The organism is Lederbergia lenta NBRC 16444 (assembly GCF_001591545.1).
Taxonomy (GTDB): Bacteria; Bacillota; Bacilli; order Bacillales; family Bacillaceae_C; genus Lederbergia; species Lederbergia lenta.
The window spans coordinates 1,798,713-1,819,316 of the sequence record NZ_BCVC01000001.1 but is presented as its reverse complement, the minus strand read 5'-3'; the positions used below and the strand labels follow the sequence as shown (position 1 = coordinate 1,819,316).

19 protein-coding genes are annotated in these 20,604 nt (G+C 37.7%); 18 read left to right on the top strand and 1 reads right to left on the bottom strand.

Going from position 1 to position 20,604, the window contains the following annotated elements:
• Positions 1-186 precede the first annotated feature (186 nt).
• The 10 genes from coaBC (at position 187) to spoVM (ending at position 11,652) form a co-directional block, all read left to right on the top strand.
• Positions 187-1,386 carry a bifunctional phosphopantothenoylcysteine decarboxylase/phosphopantothenate--cysteine ligase CoaBC gene (gene coaBC, locus BLE01S_RS08630; RefSeq protein ID WP_066139807.1) on the top strand — a complete coding sequence of 400 codons (1,200 nt, stop codon included), beginning with the start codon at positions 187-189 and terminating at the stop codon, positions 1,384-1,386.
• Positions 1,387-1,391: 5 nt separating this feature from the next.
• The gene (priA, locus tag BLE01S_RS08625; RefSeq protein ID WP_066139804.1) at positions 1,392-3,797 is read left to right on the top strand and encodes a primosomal protein N'; all 2,406 of its coding nucleotides are present in this window, start codon (positions 1,392-1,394) and stop codon (positions 3,795-3,797) included.
• Positions 3,798-4,088: 291 nt separating this feature from the next.
• Positions 4,089-5,042 (top strand): methionyl-tRNA formyltransferase, encoded by a 954-nt coding sequence (gene fmt / locus BLE01S_RS08620; RefSeq protein WP_066139801.1) that lies wholly within the window; start codon positions 4,089-4,091, stop codon positions 5,040-5,042.
• A complete protein-coding gene (gene rsmB / locus BLE01S_RS08615; RefSeq protein ID WP_066139798.1) occupies positions 5,035-6,372 on the top strand; it encodes a 16S rRNA (cytosine(967)-C(5))-methyltransferase RsmB in 1,338 nt (445 codons plus the stop codon). The genes fmt and rsmB overlap by 8 nt, the downstream gene beginning before the upstream one ends.
• Before the next feature lie 74 nt (positions 6,373-6,446).
• A complete protein-coding gene (locus BLE01S_RS08610) occupies positions 6,447-7,208 on the top strand; it encodes a Stp1/IreP family PP2C-type Ser/Thr phosphatase (RefSeq protein WP_066139795.1) in 762 nt (253 codons plus the stop codon).
• Positions 7,202-9,250: a Stk1 family PASTA domain-containing Ser/Thr kinase gene (gene pknB / locus BLE01S_RS08605; RefSeq protein WP_066139792.1), complete on the top strand. Its 2,049-nt coding sequence runs from the start codon at positions 7,202-7,204 to the stop codon at positions 9,248-9,250. The genes BLE01S_RS08610 and pknB overlap by 7 nt, the downstream gene beginning before the upstream one ends.
• Positions 9,251-9,275: 25 nt before the next feature.
• Positions 9,276-10,151, top strand: a complete 876-nt coding sequence (gene rsgA, locus BLE01S_RS08600) for a ribosome small subunit-dependent GTPase A (RefSeq protein ID WP_066139789.1) — start codon at positions 9,276-9,278, stop codon at positions 10,149-10,151.
• A gap of 11 nt (positions 10,152-10,162) precedes the next feature.
• Entirely contained in the window at positions 10,163-10,816 is a 654-nt protein-coding gene (gene rpe / locus BLE01S_RS08595; RefSeq protein WP_066141064.1) for a ribulose-phosphate 3-epimerase, read from the top strand.
• A complete protein-coding gene (locus BLE01S_RS08590; protein WP_066139786.1) occupies positions 10,817-11,476 on the top strand; it encodes a thiamine diphosphokinase in 660 nt (219 codons plus the stop codon).
• Between the two features lie 95 nt (positions 11,477-11,571).
• Positions 11,572-11,652 (top strand): stage V sporulation protein SpoVM, encoded by an 81-nt coding sequence (gene spoVM, locus BLE01S_RS08585; protein WP_066139783.1) that lies wholly within the window; start codon positions 11,572-11,574, stop codon positions 11,650-11,652.
• Positions 11,653-11,797: 145 nt separating this feature from the next.
• Here the strand turns inward: spoVM and rpmB are convergent, their stop codons facing one another.
• Entirely contained in the window at positions 11,798-11,986 is a 189-nt protein-coding gene (rpmB, locus tag BLE01S_RS08580; RefSeq protein ID WP_066139780.1) for a 50S ribosomal protein L28, read from the bottom strand.
• Positions 11,987-12,278: 292 nt separating this feature from the next.
• Between rpmB and BLE01S_RS08575 the strand changes: the two genes are divergently transcribed.
• The 8 genes from BLE01S_RS08575 (at position 12,279) to BLE01S_RS08540 (ending at position 20,555) form a co-directional block, all read left to right on the top strand.
• Positions 12,279-12,641: an Asp23/Gls24 family envelope stress response protein gene (locus BLE01S_RS08575; protein ID WP_066139777.1), complete on the top strand. Its 363-nt coding sequence runs from the start codon at positions 12,279-12,281 to the stop codon at positions 12,639-12,641.
• A 17-nt stretch (positions 12,642-12,658) separates the two neighbouring features.
• A complete protein-coding gene (locus BLE01S_RS08570) occupies positions 12,659-14,338 on the top strand; it encodes a DAK2 domain-containing protein (RefSeq protein WP_066139774.1) in 1,680 nt (559 codons plus the stop codon).
• A gap of 191 nt (positions 14,339-14,529) precedes the next feature.
• Positions 14,530-16,578, top strand: a complete 2,049-nt coding sequence (recG, locus tag BLE01S_RS08565) for an ATP-dependent DNA helicase RecG (RefSeq protein WP_066139769.1) — start codon at positions 14,530-14,532, stop codon at positions 16,576-16,578.
• 97 nt (positions 16,579-16,675) lie between these two features.
• Positions 16,676-17,260 (top strand): transcription factor FapR, encoded by a 585-nt coding sequence (gene fapR, locus BLE01S_RS08560; protein WP_066139766.1) that lies wholly within the window; start codon positions 16,676-16,678, stop codon positions 17,258-17,260.
• The gene (gene plsX, locus BLE01S_RS08555) at positions 17,257-18,240 is read left to right on the top strand and encodes a phosphate acyltransferase PlsX (protein WP_066139763.1); all 984 of its coding nucleotides are present in this window, start codon (positions 17,257-17,259) and stop codon (positions 18,238-18,240) included. Before fapR ends, plsX begins: the two co-directional genes overlap by 4 nt.
• Positions 18,241-18,260: 20 nt before the next feature.
• Positions 18,261-19,208: an ACP S-malonyltransferase gene (fabD, locus tag BLE01S_RS08550; RefSeq protein WP_066139760.1), complete on the top strand. Its 948-nt coding sequence runs from the start codon at positions 18,261-18,263 to the stop codon at positions 19,206-19,208.
• The gene (fabG, locus tag BLE01S_RS08545) at positions 19,205-19,948 is read left to right on the top strand and encodes a 3-oxoacyl-[acyl-carrier-protein] reductase (protein WP_066139757.1); all 744 of its coding nucleotides are present in this window, start codon (positions 19,205-19,207) and stop codon (positions 19,946-19,948) included. Before fabD ends, fabG begins: the two co-directional genes overlap by 4 nt.
• 373 nt (positions 19,949-20,321) lie before the next feature.
• Positions 20,322-20,555 (top strand): acyl carrier protein, encoded by a 234-nt coding sequence (locus BLE01S_RS08540; protein WP_066139755.1) that lies wholly within the window; start codon positions 20,322-20,324, stop codon positions 20,553-20,555.
• Positions 20,556-20,604: the final 49 nt, after the last annotated feature.

Genomic DNA, 20,604 nt, shown 5'->3' with positions numbered 1-20,604 from the left:
AAAAGTCTATAGTTCCCTAATACAAAGAAAAGGCAACCTACGTATAGGTTGCCTTTTCTTATCAGATGAAAAAGCATAAAATATTATTTAAAGCTTAAGCGTCAATTTACAACACATATCATGTATACATAATTAACTGAAATGATGACCTGCTGAAAATTTTGAAGGATAAAGTGAGGGATTAATATGTCGGAAGGAAAGAATATATTATTATGTGTATCTGGAGGCATTGCTGTTTATAAAGCTGCAGCATTAACGAGTAAACTTGTACAAGCTGGATGTGCAGTTAAAGTAATTATGACTGAATCTGCGTGTGAATTTGTTACTCCACTCACTTTTCAAGCATTATCAAGAAATGAAGTATATACAGATACATTTGACGAAAAAGAACCATCCTCGATCGCACATATTGATGTAGCTGACTGGGCTGATTTAATCGTAATCGCTCCGGCAACAGCAAATATTATTGGCAAACTGGCAAATGGCATTGCTGATGATATGCTCCTTACTACACTACTTGCAACTACTGCACCTGTCTGGATTGCACCTGCGATGAACGTCCATATGTATGACCATCCCGCAGTGAAAAAGAATATTAGCACACTTTATAATAATGGATACAGATTTATTGAGCCAGGAGAAGGTTATCTTGCCTGTGGATATGTTGGAAAGGGTAGATTGGAAGAACCGGAAGTAATCGTACAAACTATTCAATCATTTTTCAACCAGAAACAGTTATTAAAAGGAAAAAAAATATTAATTACAGCAGGAGCCACAAAGGAAAAGCTAGATCCCGTCCGTTATTTTACAAATCGTTCAAGTGGGAAAATGGGTTATGCTTTAGCTGAGGAAGCAAACAAAATGGGGGCAGAAGTAACGTTAATATCTGGATCTGATCATTTGCCAAAACCATTTGGGGTGAATTTAATAAACATAAGTACAGCCGAAGAAATGTTCCAAGAAACGATGAAGTATTTTAATCATGCAGATATCGTGATAAAAAGTGCTGCTGTTGCGGATTATCGACCTAAAATTATCTCTCCAGAGAAAATGAAAAAGAAGTCAGGTAATTTAGTTGTTGAAATGGAAAGGACGAAAGATATACTACTGGAAATGGGACAGAGAAAGGATCAACAATTTCTCGTAGGCTTTGCGGCAGAAACAAATAATATCGAGCAATATGCTAGAGAAAAACTAAAGAAGAAAAATGCAGATATGATTATCGCTAATGATGTGACTGCGCAAGGTGCTGGTTTTGCAGGTGATACAAATATCGTAACGATGTTTCATAAAGACAATTCAGTGAAGGAATTGCCGCTTTTAACTAAACATGAAACAGCGAAGCAAATATTGACGGAGATCGTTCTTAAGTTAGGAGATGACTAAGCAACATGAATATCGCTACTGTGATTGTTGATGTTCCTGCGCTTGGGACTGATAGAGAATTTGATTATCTTATTCCAGAAAAGTGGTTGGGTATCATCGAGCCCGGTATGCGAGTTGCGGTTCCATTTGGACCGCGCACCATCCAAGGCTATGTTACAGGTCTTAAAAATAATACGGATATTTCGAAGTTAAAAGGAATTACAGAACCACTAGATTTAACACCGGTTTTAAATAATGAACTGCTTGCATTAGGAAAATGGCTTGCGAAAGAGTCTTTATCTTTTCAAATTGCCGCTTATCAAGCAATGCTCCCAGCTGCAATGAAAGCAAAGTATGAGAAAAAAATCCGAAGAATAGACAACAATGCAAACCCTGTGCTCGACCATATTTTTAAGGATCGTACTGAGATTGCATGGGATGAGGCGGAAAACAAGGAGCAACTTCCAGCTTTGCATAAAGAAATAAAAAACGGCAATGTAGAAGTAATTTACTCTGTTAAAAGTCGCGGCAGTAAAAAAATGATAAGAGTATTAAAGTTAATGATTGATAAGGTAGCGATAGAAAATTTAATGAACTCCCTTCGCCCAAGTGCATCTATGCAAAAGAAGGCACTTAAGTACCTTTTAGATTATCCGGCTGAAAAATATGTTGCGAAAGAACTAATGGAACGTTCGGGCGTGTCACAGTCAACGATTAAAACTTTAGTAAACAAAAATGTCTTTGAAGAAATGCAAGAAGAAATATATCGTGATCCTTATGAACATAAAAACTTTGTTCCTACTAAGCCTCTTCCGCTGACAAATGAACAGCAAACTGCAATTAAACCAGTGCTTCATACTATCCAGGAGGAAAAACACGACACATTTTTATTATTTGGGGTTACTGGTAGTGGGAAAACGGAAATTTATTTACAATCCATTCAAGCGGTTTTGACAAAGGGGAAAGACGCGATTGTACTCGTACCGGAAATTGCTTTAACTCCTCAAATGGTTGACCGCTTTAAAAGTAGATTCGGTAATGATGTAGCTGTTTTGCACAGTGGTCTATCGATAGGAGAAAAATATGATGAATGGCGTAAAATTCAACGTAAAGAAGCGAAGGTTGTTGTTGGAGCACGATCAGCCATTTTTGCACCATTCGAAAATCTAGGCATTATTATCATTGATGAAGAGCATGAAACAAGCTATAAACAGGAGGAGACTCCACGCTACCATGCGAGAGATGTAGCGATACAAAGAGCAGCATTTCATCAATGTCCTGTCATACTTGGGAGTGCTACCCCTTCGTTGGAATCATTTGCAAGGGCTAAAAAGGATGTTTATCAATTACTAACTTTATCAAAACGAATGAATGATCGAGGCCTTCCTCCGGTGTCGATCGTAGACATGCGTGAAGAAATGAGAAACGGCAATCGCTCGATGTTCTCGAAAGAATTATTTGAAAAAATGGAAGATCGTATCGCCAAAAAAGAGCAGATTATTTTATTCTTGAATCGGCGAGGACATTCATCGTTTATGATGTGCCGTGATTGTGGTTATGTCATGCAATGTCCGCATTGTGATATTTCTTTGACATATCACCGCTATTCTAATGAAATGAAATGTCATTATTGCGGATTCGATACTGGGGTTCCTCAAACATGTCCAGAATGTACCAGTACCCATATTCGCTACTTTGGTACTGGTACGCAAAAAGTGGAAGAAGAGTTACTTAAACTATTACCTGAAGCTAGAATTGTGCGCATGGATGTAGATACGACAAGTAGAAAAGGGGCACATGAAAAACTCTTAGATCATTTCCAATCAGGAAAAGCCGATATATTACTTGGGACACAGATGATTGCAAAAGGTCTCGATTTTCCAAACGTAACGCTCGTCGGAGTATTAAGTGCTGATACGATGCTACATCTACCAGACTTTAGAGCAGGAGAAAAAACATTTCAATTGCTTACGCAAGTAAGTGGTAGAGCTGGTAGGCATGAATTAGTGGGTGAAGTAATTATTCAAACATATACACCTGAGCACTATAGTATTCAACTCGCAGGGTTGCAAGATTATGAGCGATTTTATCAGCAAGAAATGGTCATGAGGAAGGTAGGTTCATATCCACCTTTTTACTATTTAGTAATGATCACTGTTAGTCATGAAGATTTGATGAAAGCATTTGGAACAACTGATAAAATCGCAAAATATATGGGCACAAAAATATCTAGTGAAGCAATGATGCTCGGTCCAGTCGCATCCTCCATCCCACGGATAAATGATAGATATCGATACCAATGTTTGATAAAATACAAACATGAACCAGAATTAAACACAGCCTTAAAAAAAGTATTAGAGCACTATCAAAAACAATATATCAAAGAAGGTTTGACCATTTCAATAGATGTCAACCCTTATATGATGATGTAATAAAGAATAGCGGAAGCGCCTTGATCATCGACGTACAGACTGCGCCCGGGTGCGTCGACGTTGCCACAGGGCGTGGCGGATTTAGTCGAGGATCCTTAAAGTATGAGATAAATGAAACAACATAAGTCTACAAGGCGAATCGATGTTGACTTATCGCAGGGAGAAGTCGTGAAGTCTGCTAGTTGAGAGGCGGATATAAGAACAACGGCTAAGTATAAGCCATGTCGTGTGGCATCGCAGTTGTTACCTACATTGTGTTGTCTAAATGAAATTGGAAAGTAGTGATTAGAAATGACAAAAGTCATCTTTATGGGGACACCAGATTTTTCTGTACTAGTATTACGCAGGTTGATCACTGAGGGGTTTGATGTAATTGCAGTAGTTACACAGCCAGACAGACCAGTTGGTCGCAAAAGAATATTGACCCCGCCACCGGTAAAAGTGGAAGCTGAACAGCATAATATTCCTGTTTTTCAGCCTGAAAAAATCCGTTTGCCTGAGGAGACAGAGAAAATATTAGCATTGGAACCCGATTTGATTGTCACGGCAGCTTACGGACAAATATTACCTGCGGCTATTTTAGAGGTGCCTAAGTTAGGGTGTATCAATGTTCATGCCTCACTCCTACCGGAATTACGGGGTGGCGCACCAATCCATTATGCTATTTTAGAAGGGAAAAAGAAAACTGGCATAACGATAATGTATATGGTAGAAAAACTAGACGCGGGGGACATCATCAGTCAAAAGGAAATTCCGATTACAGAAGAAGATGATGTTGGCACACTGTTTGCTAAACTTAGTGAAACCGGAGCTGATTTATTAGCGGCTACACTACCAGAACTTATAGCGGGGAAAATTATAGCGCAACCACAAAATCATGATGAAGCAACATATGCTTATAATATTAAACGTGAACAAGAAAAGATCAATTGGAATGATAGTGGAGAAGTTATCTTTAACCAAATAAGAGGACTCCGACCATGGCCAATTGCATATACAACTCTAAATGGACAAGTACTTAAAATATGGAAAGCAGAAAAAGTTGCTCTTTCATCGACAATGGAGCCTGGTAGAATAGCTGAAGTGCTAGAAGATGGTATTATTATTTCCACAGGTAATCAAATTGGTATTAAAGTGTTAGAATTACAGCCGGCAGGTAAAAAGAAAATGTCGGTGGAGCAATATCTAAGGGGAGCTGGAGCAGAAATAAGTGCAGGCCTCAGAATAGGACAAACAGATGAATAAACAAAGAAAAAATGTAAGAGAAGCTGCTTTAGAAGTACTTGAAGCAATCGATAAACATCAATCATATAGTAATCTTCTATTAAACCAAGTAATAAAAAAGCAAAAAATTATTGGACCGGATACGGGGCTATTAACAGAAATAGTATATGGGACGATTCAAAGGAAAATGACCCTTGATTTTTACCTTCAACCTTTTCTAAAAAAGAAACTAGATGATTGGGTTCGTATTCTACTAAGAATGTCAGTATACCAAATGGTTTATTTAGATAAAATACCAGATCGAGCAATTATCTTTGAATCTGTGGAAATTGCAAAAAAACGTGGGCATAAAGGCATTACTGGACTTGTAAATGGAATATTAAGGTCTATTCAAAGGCAGGGCTTGCCTAGTTTAGAGACAATTAACGATCCTTTAGAACGACTTGCTATCGAAACAAGTCACCCACATTGGCTTATTCAGAGGTGGGTGGAGCAGTTTGGTTTTGATACGACGAAGGCGATGTGTGAGGAAAATTTAATAGCTCCTATGCAATCAGCTAGGGTAAACAGAATGAAAACAACAAGAGAAGAAGTTGTTAAAACGCTAGAAGAGGAAGGGTATTCTGTTCAACTAAGCCAGATTATACCTGAAGCAATTAAAGTGATAAAAGGCAATCTAGTGAATTCGGATGTATATCAAAAAGGATATATATCGATTCAGGATGAAAGCTCGATGGCTGTTGCGCATGCTCTTGAAATCGCACCAAATATGAAGGTACTTGATGCTTGTGCCGCTCCAGGTGGTAAGACTGGCCATATAGCCGAATTATTAAATGGAACAGGTGAAGTGGAAGCACTTGACCTCCACCAACATAAAGTAAAGCTAATTTCAGAAAATGCTGAACGGCTTAGTCTTCCCAATATTAATGTAAAAGCAATGGACAGCCGTCAAGCGGGAGAAATTTATGAACAGGAGTACTTCGATCGAATACTTATAGACGCTCCATGTTCAGGATTAGGTGTGCTCCGTCGAAAGCCTGATATTAAATACACAAAGACAATGAATGATGTTCTTTCTTTGGCAACGGTACAACAAACAATTCTAGATGCTGCTGCTCCATTAGTGAAGAAAAATGGACTATTAGTGTATAGTACTTGTACAGTTGATAAAGATGAGAATAATCAAACTGTAGAAAATTTCTTGAATAGACATCCCGAGTTTGAGCCATATCCGTTGCAACTTCCAAATAGCTTATTAGCATTACAAGGTATAAATAAACATATACTTCAAATTTTCCCCCAGGATTTCGGTGGAGATGGTTTTTTTATCTCATGCTTTCAAAAAAAATAGAAAAATTTAATGATTCGTCAGTAGTACTGTGAGTATTTGCTGACGAAACATATTGAAGAAACGAGGTAATACTTGTGACAGCTATTTATAAAACTGATAAGGGTAAAGTCCGAAAGCAAAATGAAGACAGCGGTGGTATTTTTACTAATAAATTAGGCGAAACCTTGGCTGTAATTGCAGATGGTATGGGAGGTCATAATGCTGGTGAAGTAGCTAGCCAAATTGCTGTTAACAGTCTTGAGGAACAATGGGCTGCTGTAGATAATGCAATGACTCCTGAACAAGCGGGAAACTGGTTTTTAAAAAATGTAGAAGCTGTGAATCAGAAAATTTTAACACGTGCTCAAGAAAATATGGAATACGATGGTATGGGTACAACACTTGTTGCAGCTATTTGTACAGATTTGTTTGCTACTGTTGTTAATATAGGTGATAGTCGATGCTATGTGATGAATGAAGCTGGGTTTAAGCAGCTAACAGAGGATCACTCTCTCATTAATGAACTGATCAAAACGGGGCAAATCTCCCGAGAAGAAGCGGAATTGCATCCGCGAAAAAATGTATTGATGAAGGCATTAGGTACCGAACAAGCCATTGATATGGATATAACAACGATTACTTTTGAACAAGGAGATAAAATATTCTTATGTTCAGATGGCTTAACGAATAAAGTGTCGGAATCCGAAATCGAGACAGTATTAAAGAATGCACATCCATTGAATGAAAAAGTCGAGATATTAATTAACCTTGCTAATCAAAATGGTGGAGAAGATAATATTTCTGTAGCGGTAGTTGAACATGGGTCCTGCATAGAAAGCAGGTGTGAGGAATGTTGATTGGCCGCAGAATAAGCGGACGCTATAAAATTCTTAGAATGATTGGCGGCGGAGGCATGGCAAATGTCTACTTAGCCCATGATATTATCCTAGAACGAGAAGTAGCTGTAAAAGTATTAAGATTAGATTTTGCTACTGAAGATGAATTTATACGTCGATTTCAAAGAGAAGCACAAGCTGCTACAAGCTTAAATCATGAAAATATAGTTAATATTTTTGATGTTGGAGAAGAAAGTGATATTTATTACATAGTTATGGAATATGTTGATGGGATGACTTTAAAGCAATTCATTCAACAAAATCATCCTGTCTCTATTGAGAAAACAATTGATATTATGAAACAGTTGACCTCTGCTGTGGATCACGCTCATCAAAATCATATTGTGCATCGAGATATTAAACCACAAAATATTTTAATCGATCACGATGGCCATGTTATGATTACGGACTTCGGTATTGCAATGGCATTAAGTTCAACTTCCATCACTAAAACAAATGCGGTTTTAGGATCGGTACATTATTTATCTCCTGAACAAGCTCGCGGTGGGATGGCTACTAAAAAATCAGATATATACTCAATCGGTATCGTCATGTTTGAATTATTAACGGGGAGACTTCCTTTTTCAGGAGAATCTGCTGTTTCTATAGCATTAAAGCATTTGCAATCAGATACACCTTCTCCATCACGGTGGAATCCGGACATTCCGCAAAGTGTTGAAAATATTGTCTTAAAAGCTACTGCTAAAGATCCATTTCTTCGATATGAGACCACGGAGGAAATGGGAAGTGATCTTGAATCAGCATTAAACCCTGAAAGAATAAATGAACCAAAATTTGTGATTCCAGAAGATATGGATGCAACTAAGGCGATTCCTGTAATAGTGGATCATCAGCCATATAATCATAATGGCAACACGGTACCACATGAAAAAGATCAATCAACAGTGAAAAGCTCCAAAGATAAGGTTAAACAAAAACCAAAGAAAAAGACGAAAAACAAAAAAGGTGATAAAACAAAGCGTAAGAAAAAATGGCCATGGATTATAGGATCCATCATTATGTTACTTTTATTATCGCTACTCATTTATGTAATTGCATTGCCTGCTATATTTAATTCGCAAAATGTTCCTGTTCCTGATGTAAGCGGAGAAGATTACGATGATGCTGTATTAAAATTAGTAGATGCTGGCTTAGTTGTAGATCAAAGCATTGATACATCGAGTGAGGAATTTCCTGAAGGTGTAGTAATAAAAACAGACCCCAAGGCAAATAACAAGGTGAAAAAAGGGAGCACTGTTAATGTGTATATTAGCAGTGGGAAAGAAAAGTTTCGGCTTTCAGATTATAGGGGTAAACAATTTGAAGCGATCACTCAATTACTTGATGACGAGGGATTTCAGGATATTACTAGTGAACCTAGACATGATGATTCACCGGCAGGGACTATTTTAGAACAGGAGCCTGGAGTAGATGTGGAAGTAGTGCCAGAGGAAACAACATTGAACTTTATTGTTAGTGCTGGTGAAGAGAAAATAACGTTAAAAGATTTACAGGGAAACAACATAAAAGGTTTAGAAAGCTATGAGGAATCAAGCGGCTTGCAAATTGATATGTCTAGTGAAGAATTTAATGATAATGTAGATGCGGGCCTTGTTATCTCACAAGATCCAGCACCTGGTACAGAACTAACAAAAGGTAGCAAAGTGAAGGTAGTTATATCAAAAGGTCAAGAAGCAATCCCGCCAAAAACAGTTACGAAAGAAATCAATATTACTTATGAACCTAAAGAGCCTGAAGCTCCTGTGAAACCCGGAGAAGAAGGGGAAACTGGAGGAGAGGTTAAGGCAGAGCCGCAAGAAATAAAAATTTTCATTGAAGATATGAACAATAGTATGACTGTACCTGCAAAAACAATTATGATCGAAGGTCCTGTTACGGAACAAATTGAGTTAACAGTTGAGAAGGGTAAAAAGGCTGGTTATAAAGTGGTTAGAGACAATGAAGTGATAATAGAAGAAGAAGTGGAGTATCCAGAGGACTAATTATTAATAACAAAGGAAGTGTGCTATGCCAGAAGGTAAAATAATTAAAGCGTTAAGTGGATTCTACTATGTACTTTCGGATGACGGAATCGTTCAATGTAGAGGGCGCGGTGTATTTAGAATTAACAATATTTCCCCTTTAGTAGGTGATATCGTCTCTTTTCAAGCCGAGAATGATAAAGAAGGCTATATTATGGACGTTAAAGAAAGAAAAAATGAATTAGTAAGACCGCCGATTGCTAACATTGATCAAGCGATCCTTGTTTTCTCAGCATCCGAGCCGGCATTTAGCCCGGCACTTCTTGACCGGTTCTTAGTAATCGTAGAAGCGGCAAATGTAATGCCGATTATATGTATTACAAAAAAGGACCTCTTAGAGGATGAACAAGAGATTAATCAGTATATGGAAGATTATCGTAGTTTCGGGTATGATGTGATGATGCTTTCTTCGACAACAAGGGAAGGGATAGAACAACTTAAACCTTTTATAAACGGAAAAACCAGTGTATTTGCTGGGCAATCTGGAGTCGGTAAATCATCACTCTTAAACGTATTGAATCCTGAATTAAACTTGAAAACGGATGAGATTTCTACACATCTAGGTCGCGGGAAACATACTACGCGTCATGTGGAGTTAATTGAAATTGCGGGCGGTCTTGTCGCTGATACGCCCGGTTTTAGTTCATTGGAGTTTACAGGAATAGAAGAGGAAGACTTAGCGCATTATTTTCCAGAGATGTCACGAATTAGTGGTAAATGTAAGTTCAGAGGATGTATCCATATAAATGAACCGAAATGTGCAGTGAAATCAAGTGTAGAAAGTGAGGAAATACCTCTATATCGCTATGATCACTATAAACAGTTCATGGAAGAAATAAAAGGTAGAAAGCCGAGGTATTAATTAAGATGCAAATGAAAATAGCACCTTCTATATTAGCTGCTGATTTCTCGAAGCTTGCTGAAGAAGTGAAAGAAGCAGAAGCAGCAGGAGCAGATATGATTCATATTGATGTGATGGACGGACATTTTGTGCCGAATATTTCAATGGGACCATTCATTGTAGAGGCAGTAAGAAAAGTTACTAGTCTCCCGCTGGATGTCCATCTAATGATAGAGAACCCCGATCGCTATATTGAGCAATTTATAGATGCCGGAGCAGATTATATTACGATTCATGTGGAAGCTTCGCCTCATATTCACCGAACGGTACAAGAAATTAGAAGGCTCGGGGCGAAGCCAGGGGTAGTTATAAACCCGGGTACACCTGCTTCATCTATCAGTAGTATTATCGATTATGTCGACATGGTACTAGTAATGACAGTAAATCCAGGCTTTGGTGGTCAATCTTTCATACAGGGAGTCTTACCAAAGATCCGCGAAATTAAGCAAATGATTATTGGTAAAGAACTGGATATTGATATTGAAGTAGACGGAGGAATAAATAGCGAGACGTTAAAATTATGCAAAGATGCCGGAGCGAATATATTTGTTGCTGGTTCGGCTATATTTAGCCAGACGGATAGGCAAAAAGCTATGAACGAACTCCGTTTACAGTTAACTAACTAAATGAATACAGAAAAAATTATTTATATTGTTGCCGGCGGACCTAAAGAATTCATACCATCTGTCATTTTTAATAATAAAAAAGATGTAAAATGGATGGGTGTAGATCGAGGTGTAACCTACTTATTGGAGTCAGGAATCATACCTGACTTTGCAGTAGGTGATTTTGATTCCGTATCAAAAGAAGATTGGAAAAGTATTGTTAGTAAAATAGATGAAGTGAGTCGCTTTAAACCAGAAAAAGATGAAACAGATATGCAGTTAGCAATGGAGTGGGCCCTTAAACAAAATCCTACACATATTAAAATATTTGGTGCTACTGGAGGTAGACTGGATCATTTTATGGCAAATGCACTGATGCTCTCTATATATCAGAAAAAATATTCAACTGTAAAGATAGAAGTAATTGATGTTCAGAATACACTCTCGGTTCATTATCCAGGAAAACATCTACTCCAAGCCAATGGCAAGAAAAAGTATATCTCATTTATCCCTCTTGATAATAATGTCACAGGATTGACACTGCTTGGTTTTAAATATCCACTATATAATCATCGTGTGCCATTCGGTTCATCTTTATGTATTAGTAATGAACTTCTCCAAGAAACGGGTACTTTTTTATTCGAAAATGGCATATTAATGATGATAAGAAGTACAGATTAATAAGAGCCTTATTTTAAAAGGGCGCGTACTTATTCATTTATGACGAATATAATAGGATTGACTGAAACCCGTTTTCAGACTAGGAGGGAATTTTTATGAGATTTTATACATTCAAACTGCCAAGATTATTGGGAGGGATAGTTAGAGCGATGTTGGGCACGTTTAAAAAAGAGTAAGTATAGAGAGTTAACAAAATCAATATTTCTATAGAAATGGAAAAAGGCACCTAAGCAGGCGCCTTTTTTTGTTTGCAATACCTCACATAATGTGAAGCTCGTCAACGTTTCAATAAGTGAACTTGACTTGCAAATAAATTCAAGTTTATACTCTTTCGACTTTACCGGATTTAAGGGCTCTTGCAGAGACCCATACACGTTTCGGTTTTCCGTCAACAAGAATGCGTACTTTTTGAAGGTTTGCTCCCCAAGTACGTTTATTAGCATTCATAGCATGTGAACGGTTATTACCTGTTCCTGTTTTACGACCAGTGATAACACATTGCTTTGGCATATATAATTCCCTCCCGTTGCTGAAGTAATACTATTTCATCGTTCATCACTTCAATTTACTCATTAAAGATACTTTAATAATTTATCATACATGCTTTCAGAATGCAATACTTCAATCATGATCTTTAAAGAACATTTGCTTGACATCAAAAAGGTATCAAGCAATAATCATTCAGGTGAAGCTTTTAAAAAATAGCCTTATATAGTAAACTAATGATAGTTATTATGTGTACGTATTATCATGCGGAAAATGAGCCGCATATTCGATAATTCGACAATGAGGAGGAAGTTGCATGTCAATTGAGATGACAACAAAATATGGGCAAATTGAAATTTCTAATGATGTGATTGCTACAATTGCAGGAGGTGCTGCAATCGACTGTTATGGTATTGTCGGAATGGCTTCTAAAAATCAAATAAAAGATGGGTTCACCGATATTTTAGGAAAAGAAAATTTCACTCGCGGAATAATTATTCGTCAAGCTGATACCTCCCTTCACATAGATATGTATATTATCGTCAGTTATGGAACGAAAATTTCTGAAATAGCTCATAATGTTCAATCCAAAGTCAAATACACATTAGAGCAAACGATCGGAATTTCAGCAGATACAGTAAATATTTTTGTACAGGGAGTTCGTGTAACGAATCCTTAATGAGGAGGAAAAAGTAAGTGTCTATTACATCATTGGATGGAAATCGATTTACCGATATGATTATTCAAGGAGCGAATCATTTATCGGCAAATGCTCAAATGGTTGATGCGCTAAATGTATTCCCAGTTCCAGACGGAGATACGGGAACAAATATGAATTTATCCATGTCATCAGGCGCTAAAGAAGCACAAAAAAACAAGCAAGAGCATATTGGGAAAGTAGCAACTGCACTATCGAAAGGACTATTGATGGGAGCAAGAGGTAACTCTGGAGTTATTTTATCCCAATTATTCCGTGGTTTTTCGAAATCGATTGAACAGAAGCCATTCCTATCTAGCTTGGAATTTGCAGAAGCTCTTGATACGGGAGTGAAAACGGCTTATAAAGCTGTAATGAAACCTGTTGAAGGGACTATTTTAACAGTTGCGAAAGATGCTGCAAAAAAGGCAGTTGACATAGCTGTTACCGAAACAGATTTGATCATTGTTATGGAAGAAACATTGAAAGAAGCCAAAGCTTCCCTTCAGCGTACACCAGATTTGTTACCTGTTTTAAAAGAGGTAGGAGTTGTTGATAGCGGTGGACAAGGTCTTGTTTGTGTGTATGAAGGATTTTTAGCGGTATTAAAGGGAGAAGAATTACCTAACATGGCTCCTTTGACACCATCAATGGATGAGCTTGTGAGCGCACAACATCATCAAAGTGTTCAAGGCTTTATGAATACAGAAGATATTGAATATGGTTATTGCACAGAATTTATGGTTCGTCTTGAAGCAAATAAACAGACTTTTAATGAAGAAAGCTTTAGAAATGAACTAAGTGAATATGGTGATTCACTCCTTGTAATCTCAGATGACGAGGTAGCTAAAGTGCATATTCACTCAGAGCAGCCTGGAGATGTTTTATCATACGGCCAAAAGTATGGCAGCCTTATTCATATGAAGATTGAAAATATGAGGGAACAGCATAGTGCCATTGTCGGTGAGCCTCAACCACATGCTAATCATGTTACGAGTACGGCTCCACAAGCAAAAGAACGTCAGGAATACGCAATCATTGCTGTATCTATGGGGACTGGAATTGCTGATCTATTTAAAAGTATAGGTGTTGCTGAGGTCATTGAAGGTGGCCAAACGATGAATCCAAGCACTGAAGACATTATGGCGTCTATTCTGAAAGCAAATGCAGATAAAATAATTTTATTACCAAATAATAAAAATATCATTATGGCTGCAGAGCAAGCTGCTTCTATTGCGGATGAAAATGTCATTGTAGTTCCGACGAAAACTGTTCCTCAGGGATTAGCAGCTGCATTAGCTTTTAATCCATCTTTATCATTAAAGAAAAATGGTGAAGGAATGAATGAAGCGCTAGCTGAGGTGAAAACTGGTTTAATTACTTTTGCTGTACGTGATACGAATATTGATGGCCTTACTATTTCAAAAGATGATTATATGGGCATTAATGAAGGGAAAATAGTTGAAACAAACACAAATCTTTTCGTTACAGCAACTAATTTGTTGGCGAAAATGATTGATGATGAAACAGAAATCTTAACTATTCTCTACGGTGAAGATACGGAACGATCGCAAATGGATCAATTAGTTGAGTATTTACAAGAACATTATCCAAATATTGAAATTGAGATCCATGATGGCAAACAACCGCTATATAATTATATATTCTCAGTAGAATAACTAGGGCTGACAAAGAAATAGAAGGGGTATACCCTTCTATTTCCTTGTATATATAGAAAAGCACGAGCATACGAGTAAATATATAATTCAATTAATGCCGAGTATATTAAACGAATTAGAAGAGGGAGGGTTGGTTGCAACTCGTATCGGTTGGATGGAGGCCGAAAATGTCGGGATTGCACTAGCAAATTGTGAATAAAAAAATATATGATCCTGTTTCTGTTTTAAAAGGTGTTGGAGTCGAAACTGCTACTACTTTAGCTGAAATGGGTATTTGTTCAGTTGAGGATTTGTTGAATCATCTTCCATTCAGATATGATGACTTAAGGTTAAGGGATTTAGCGGAGGTTGCACACGACGAAAAAATTACAATTGAAGGTAAAGTGCATAGTGAACCTTCCATGATGTACTTTGGAAGGAAAAAAAGTAGACTTACTATTCATCTTCTTGTGGATCCATACTTAATAAAGGTTACTTTTTTTAATCGTCCTTATTTAAAGGGTAAATTGAACCCTCAAGATATTGTCACTGTTTCTGGTAAATGGGATAAGCATCGACAAACCATTACGGGACATGATCTGAAAATGGGCCCGCATTCAGAAATAACAGAGTTCGAGCCAATCTATCCGACAAAAGGAAATGTTGGTGTCAAAGCTTTACGTCGATTTATTTCGCAAGCCTTTCACGAATATGGTGAATATATTGAAGAAACATTGCCAGATACGTTAAGGGTTAAATATAAACTACCTAATCGAAAAACAGCATTGCATACGATGCACTTCCCACAAACACCTGATGAATTGAAACAAGCAAGAAGGCGCTTTGTATATGAAGAATTTCTCTATTTTCAGCTAAAGATGCAAGCCTTCCGAAAAATAGAGCGAGAACAATCACCTGGGATGGAGCAACATTATAATTTGGAGAAATTGAAGCATTTTATCTCATCCCTACCATTTACATTAACAAACGCACAAAAAAAAGTGGTTAATGAAATTTGCGCTGATTTAAAAGCACCTTATAAAATGAATCGCCTTCTCCAAGGTGATGTAGGTTCTGGTAAGACAGCTGTAGCTGCCATTGCACTTTTCGCTAGTGTAACAGCAGGTTATCAAGGAGCTTTAATGGTTCCGACAGAAATACTTGCTGAGCAACATGCGACATCATTACATGAGCTCCTAACACCTGCAGGCATGAAAATAGCCTTGCTAACTAGTTCTGTAAAAGGGAAAAAACGTCGTGCTATTTTAGAAGAGTTAGAGAATGGTGAAATTGATATTATGATTGGTACGCATGCATTGATCCAAGAAGAAGTGAATTTTAGTCGTCTAGGTCTTGTAATTACAGATGAACAGCATCGCTTTGGAGTAGGACAGCGTCGAATACTTCGGGAAAAAGGAGAGAGCCCTGACGTTTTGTTTATGACAGCAACACCAATTCCGCGGACACTAGCTATTACAGTGTTTGGAGAGATGGATGTTTCGGTAATAGATGAAATGCCTTTAGGTAGGAAAGAAATTGAAACGTATTGGGCAAAGCATAATATGCTTGATAGAATCTTGAATTTTGTAGAAGCAGAATTAGTGAAAGGACGCCAAGCGTATGTCATTTGTCCCCTTATAGAAGAGTCTGAGAAACTTGACGTTCAAAATGCTATTGATGTTTTTGATATGCTTTCTAATCACTTTCAAGGTAAATTTAATGTAGGACTTATGCATGGGCGACTATCTTCAGCTGAGAAAGAAGAAGTAATGAAAGCCTATAGTGACAATCAAATTCAATTGCTTGTGTCCACGACAGTAGTCGAAGTAGGTGTGAATGTTCCCAATGCTACTGTTATGGTTATTTACGATGCCGAGAGATTTGGTTTATCCCAGCTCCACCAATTGAGAGGACGCGTAGGAAGAGGTCAAGAGCAATCCTATTGTATTTTACTAGCTGACCCTAAATCTGAGGTAGGCAAGGAACGGATGAAGATCATGACAGAGACAAATGATGGTTTTGTCTTAAGTGAACGAGATTTAGAGCTGCGCGGTCCAGGTGACTTTTTTGGAAAAAAACAAAGTGGGCTTCCTGAATTTAAAGTAGCAGATATGGTTCATGATTACAGAGCTTTAGAAACAGCTCGAAATGATGCAGCTCATTTACTTGAACAAAAGGAATTCTGGGAAGCAGCTGATTATTTACCATTAAGGACATACTTGGAAAATTCAGGTGTTCTAGCAGGTGAAAAACTGGATTAGTATAAACAAGAGTGAAGCGTATTTTGGTTGCGTTTTTCTCTTGTTTTTTATATACTACTATTAATACCTAGTCATAATATCTTGAATGGTGATGAATATGAGGCCTTCAAAAAAAGAAAGACAAAAATTATTGCGTAGTACAATAGAAGATAATCCATTTATTACAGATGAGGAATTGGCAGAGCACTTTTCAGTTAGTGTGCAAACTATTCGTCTTGATAGGATGGAACTTGCAATCCCGGAATTGAGAGAACGAATCAAAACAGTAGCAGTGAAGCATGTGGAGGACGAAGTAAAGTCTCTTCCAATTGATGAAGTAATAGGAGAAATTATTGATATTCAACTTGATCAAACTGCTATCTCTATTTTCGATGTAAAGGAAGAACATGTATTTATTAGAAATTCTATAACACGAGGACATCATTTGTTTGCACAAGCAAATTCCCTTGCAGTTGCTGTGATTAATGATGATCTTGCACTTACTGTAAAGGTGAATATTCACTTTATGCGCCCTGTTAAAAATGGGGAAAGAGTAGTAGCAAAAGCGAAAGTGAGAAAACAGCATGATGTTCATGGTCGGACGATTGTTGACGTTCTTAGTTATGTAGATCAAGAACTTGCTTTTAAAGGCGAATTTGAAATGTATCGATCTAGTCAAACAGTAGAAGGTGAAAAGGAATGAAAATTGCAGTTGATGCAATGGGTGGAGATCATGCTCCGAAAGAAATCGTACACGGTATTATGCAAGCAGCGGAAAATTTTACAGATACCGAATTTATTTTGTATGGTAATGAAGCAGAGATAAATAAGTATTTAACTAAAACAGACCGAATTTCGGTAATCCATACAAATGAAAAAATTGAAGCAGAAGATGAGCCGGTTAGGGCAGTGCGACGTAAAAAAACAGCATCAATGGTCATGATGGCTCAATCGGTAAAAGATGGAGATACACATGCGTGTATTTCTGCAGGTAATACTGGAGCGCTTATGGCTGCAGGTTTATTTGTCGTAGGAAGAATCAAGGGTATTGAGAGACCAGCTTTGGCACCGACTTTGCCAACTCTTGATGGTGAAGGCTTTATTATGCTTGACCTAGGAGCGAATGCAGATGCTAAGCCAGAGCACATACTTCAAAACGCAATTATGGGAAGTATTTATGCTGAGAAGGTTAGAGTAATTGCCAAACCGAAAGTAGCGCTATTAAATATTGGTACAGAAGCAAATAAAGGAAATGAATTAACGAAGAAAGCTTATGATTTACTAGATAAAGCTGATATTCATTTTATTGGGAATATTGAAGCGCGTGATTTATTAGAGGGACAGGCTGATGTTGTTGTGACTGATGGATTTACCGGGAATGTTGTCTTAAAAGCAATTGAAGGAACTGCTTCTGCGATTTTCTCTATGCTAAAAGGGACATTAACAAGTAGCCTGAAAAACAAAATTGCTGCCGGTCTTATTAAATCGGATCTCATGCAATTAAAAGATAAACTGGATTATACAGAATATGGCGGCGCATGTTTGTTTGGCCTTGATGCCCCAGTCATTAAGGCACATGGCTCATCAAATGCCAATGCTATTTATCATGCGGTTCGACAAGCCCGTGAAATGGTAATTCATGATGTGTCTGGAAAAATTAAGACTGCCGTAGAAAATAAATAGGTGAAATAGAGGTGGGGGAAATGGGGAAAATAGCTTTTGTTTTTCCGGGACAAGGTTCTCAAAAAGTGGGAATGGGACAAGCGATTGCAGAAACGAATGAAAGTGCAAAGGCCATTTTTGATGAGGCAGATAAACGATTGGAACAATCACTTTCTGCTCTGATTTTTGAAGGTTCACAGGAGGAATTAACAAAAACTACTAATGCGCAACCTGCATTATTAACAACAGCTGTAGCACTTTTACAAGGTTTACAAGAAGCTGGGATTAAACCTGACTATACAGCAGGTCATAGTCTTGGTGAATACACTGCACTTGTAGCAAGTGGTGTGATGACGTTCTCTGATGCAGTATACGCAGTAAGAAAGCGCGGAGAATTTATGGAAGAGGCCGTCCCGAACGGTGAAGGAACAATGGCGGCCATACTAGGTTTTGACCGAGAGCAGCTAATGGAAGTAACGGAGAGCGTTACGCAAGCTGGTAATTCAGTTCAATTAGCTAATTTAAACTGTCCAGGGCAGATTGTTATTTCAGGAACAGTACAAGGTGTTGAAAATGCAAGTGCGCTGGCGAAGGAGCAAGGGGCTAAACGTGTATTGCCGTTACAAGTAAGTGGTCCATTTCATTCTGAACTAATGAAGCCGGCAGCAGAGAAATTTGCAACAGTTTTAAAAGATATCGAAATAAAAAATGCGCAAATACCTGTGATTGCAAATGTCACAGCCGCTCCTATTGAAGCAAGGGAAGATATTGAACAGAAACTAATTGAACAATTATATTCTCCGGTACTATGGGAAGACTCAATTGAAAAGATGATTGAATTAGGTGTTGATACATTTATTGAAATTGGCCCAGGAAAAGTATTGTCTGGCCTTATCAGAAAAATAAATCGAGACGTCAAAACATTTTCAGTTCAAGATCCTGAAAGTTGTCAACAGACGATTGATGCGTTAAAGGAGAATTATTCATGAAATTAGAAGGAAAGTCGGCACTTGTAACAGGTGCATCAAGAGGCATCGGTAGGGAAATTGCGCTTGCACTTGCGAAAGAAGGAGCGAACGTGCTCGTTAATTATTCGGGCAGTGAAGCAAAAGCTAATGAAGTTGTTCAAGAAATTACTGCGATGGGTCGTCAAGCAATAGCATTTCAATGTAATGTGGCAGACAGTGAAAATGTAAAAGAAATGGTAAAAGAAACAATTAATCAATTTGGAAGTTTGGATATACTAGTAAATAATGCAGGAATTACAAGGGATAATTTGCTGATGAGGATGAAAGAAGACGAGTGGGACGATGTCATTAATACTAACCTCAAAGGTGTATTCTTGTGTACAAAAGCTGTATCCAGACAAATGATGAAACAAAGGGCAGGTAGGATTATTAATATTGCTTCGATTGTAGGGGTAATTGGAAATCCCGGTCAATCTAATTATGTGGCAGCAAAAGCCGGAGTCATCGGTTTGACTAAAACAGCTGCAAAAGAACTAGCTACTCGCGGAATTACAGTGAATGCAGTCGCTCCCGGTTTTATCACAACAGATATGACAGATAATCTAGATGAAGAAGTGAAAACAACAATGTTAAAGCAAATTCCCCTAGGGAAATTTGGTGATCCAAAAGACATAGCGAGAGTAGTATCATTTCTTGCTTCTGAAGATGGAAACTATATTACGGGACAAACCATTCATGTAGATGGTGGAATGTTTATGTAAGGCTCTCTTTTATGCCCGACCTCAAGTAGAAAAAAAGTCATAAAACAATGTAACTTTGGTCACTTTTATCCTGTACGGAAATAAGATTCCTTGACTAGAGTCGCATGTCTAGCGGGTGCAGTTAGTACGGCTAGCAAACTTTATAATAACGGCTCCTCTTACAAGTCCGGCTATAGACATTAGGTCATAAGTCCATTTGCCAAGAAGGTAAACACTGACCTTCCAGACTCTTGTAATATGCTTCTCATGTTTCCTTTATTTAGTCAGAATACCTTAAAGAAGTACATTGCTAAACAGGTGTTCTTTGCTTTTCTATTTAAATGTTTCACTTTTTGTTTATTTCATTTATAATACTTGAAGGGAGGTGAATCGGATGGCAGATACAATTGAACGTGTAACACAAATTATTGTTGACCGACTAGGTGTTGAGGAGTCTAAAGTTACGTTGGAAGCTTCTTTTAAAGATGATTTAGGAGCGGATTCTTTAGATGTAGTTGAACTTGTTATGGAATTAGAAGATGAGTTTGATATGGAAATTTCCGATGATGACGCTGAGAAAATTGCTACAGTTGGCGACGTTGTAAATTACATAAAAGAGAAAAACTAGTCGTTGGAGTAAGAAACAGGTCCCGTTGGTAATCGACGGGGCTTTTCTA

What these genes read in the sequence shown, in the direction of transcription:
- BLE01S_RS08575 (WP_066139777.1), top strand. Translation starts at nt 12,279, where the DNA reads ATGTCAATTGAGATGACAACAAAATATGGGCAAATTGAAATTTCTAAT.
- pknB (WP_066139792.1), top strand. Translation starts at nt 7,202, where the DNA reads ATGTTGATTGGCCGCAGAATAAGCGGACGCTATAAAATTCTTAGAATG.
- rsmB (WP_066139798.1), top strand. Translation starts at nt 5,035, where the DNA reads ATGAATAAACAAAGAAAAAATGTAAGAGAAGCTGCTTTAGAAGTACTT.
- priA (WP_066139804.1), top strand. Translation starts at nt 1,392, where the DNA reads ATGAATATCGCTACTGTGATTGTTGATGTTCCTGCGCTTGGGACTGAT.
- fapR (WP_066139766.1), top strand. Translation starts at nt 16,676, where the DNA reads ATGAGGCCTTCAAAAAAAGAAAGACAAAAATTATTGCGTAGTACAATA.
- plsX (WP_066139763.1), top strand. Translation starts at nt 17,257, where the DNA reads ATGAAAATTGCAGTTGATGCAATGGGTGGAGATCATGCTCCGAAAGAA.
- spoVM (WP_066139783.1), top strand. Translation starts at nt 11,572, where the DNA reads ATGAGATTTTATACATTCAAACTGCCAAGATTATTGGGAGGGATAGTT.
- fmt (WP_066139801.1), top strand. Translation starts at nt 4,089, where the DNA reads ATGACAAAAGTCATCTTTATGGGGACACCAGATTTTTCTGTACTAGTA.
- fabG (WP_066139757.1), top strand. Translation starts at nt 19,205, where the DNA reads ATGAAATTAGAAGGAAAGTCGGCACTTGTAACAGGTGCATCAAGAGGC.
- rpmB (WP_066139780.1), bottom strand. Translation starts at nt 11,986, where the DNA reads ATGCCAAAGCAATGTGTTATCACTGGTCGTAAAACAGGAACAGGTAAT.
- rsgA (WP_066139789.1), top strand. Translation starts at nt 9,276, where the DNA reads ATGCCAGAAGGTAAAATAATTAAAGCGTTAAGTGGATTCTACTATGTA.
- rpe (WP_066141064.1), top strand. Translation starts at nt 10,163, where the DNA reads ATGAAAATAGCACCTTCTATATTAGCTGCTGATTTCTCGAAGCTTGCT.
- BLE01S_RS08590 (WP_066139786.1), top strand. Translation starts at nt 10,817, where the DNA reads ATGAATACAGAAAAAATTATTTATATTGTTGCCGGCGGACCTAAAGAA.
- coaBC (WP_066139807.1), top strand. Translation starts at nt 187, where the DNA reads ATGTCGGAAGGAAAGAATATATTATTATGTGTATCTGGAGGCATTGCT.
- fabD (WP_066139760.1), top strand. Translation starts at nt 18,261, where the DNA reads ATGGGGAAAATAGCTTTTGTTTTTCCGGGACAAGGTTCTCAAAAAGTG.
- BLE01S_RS08540 (WP_066139755.1), top strand. Translation starts at nt 20,322, where the DNA reads ATGGCAGATACAATTGAACGTGTAACACAAATTATTGTTGACCGACTA.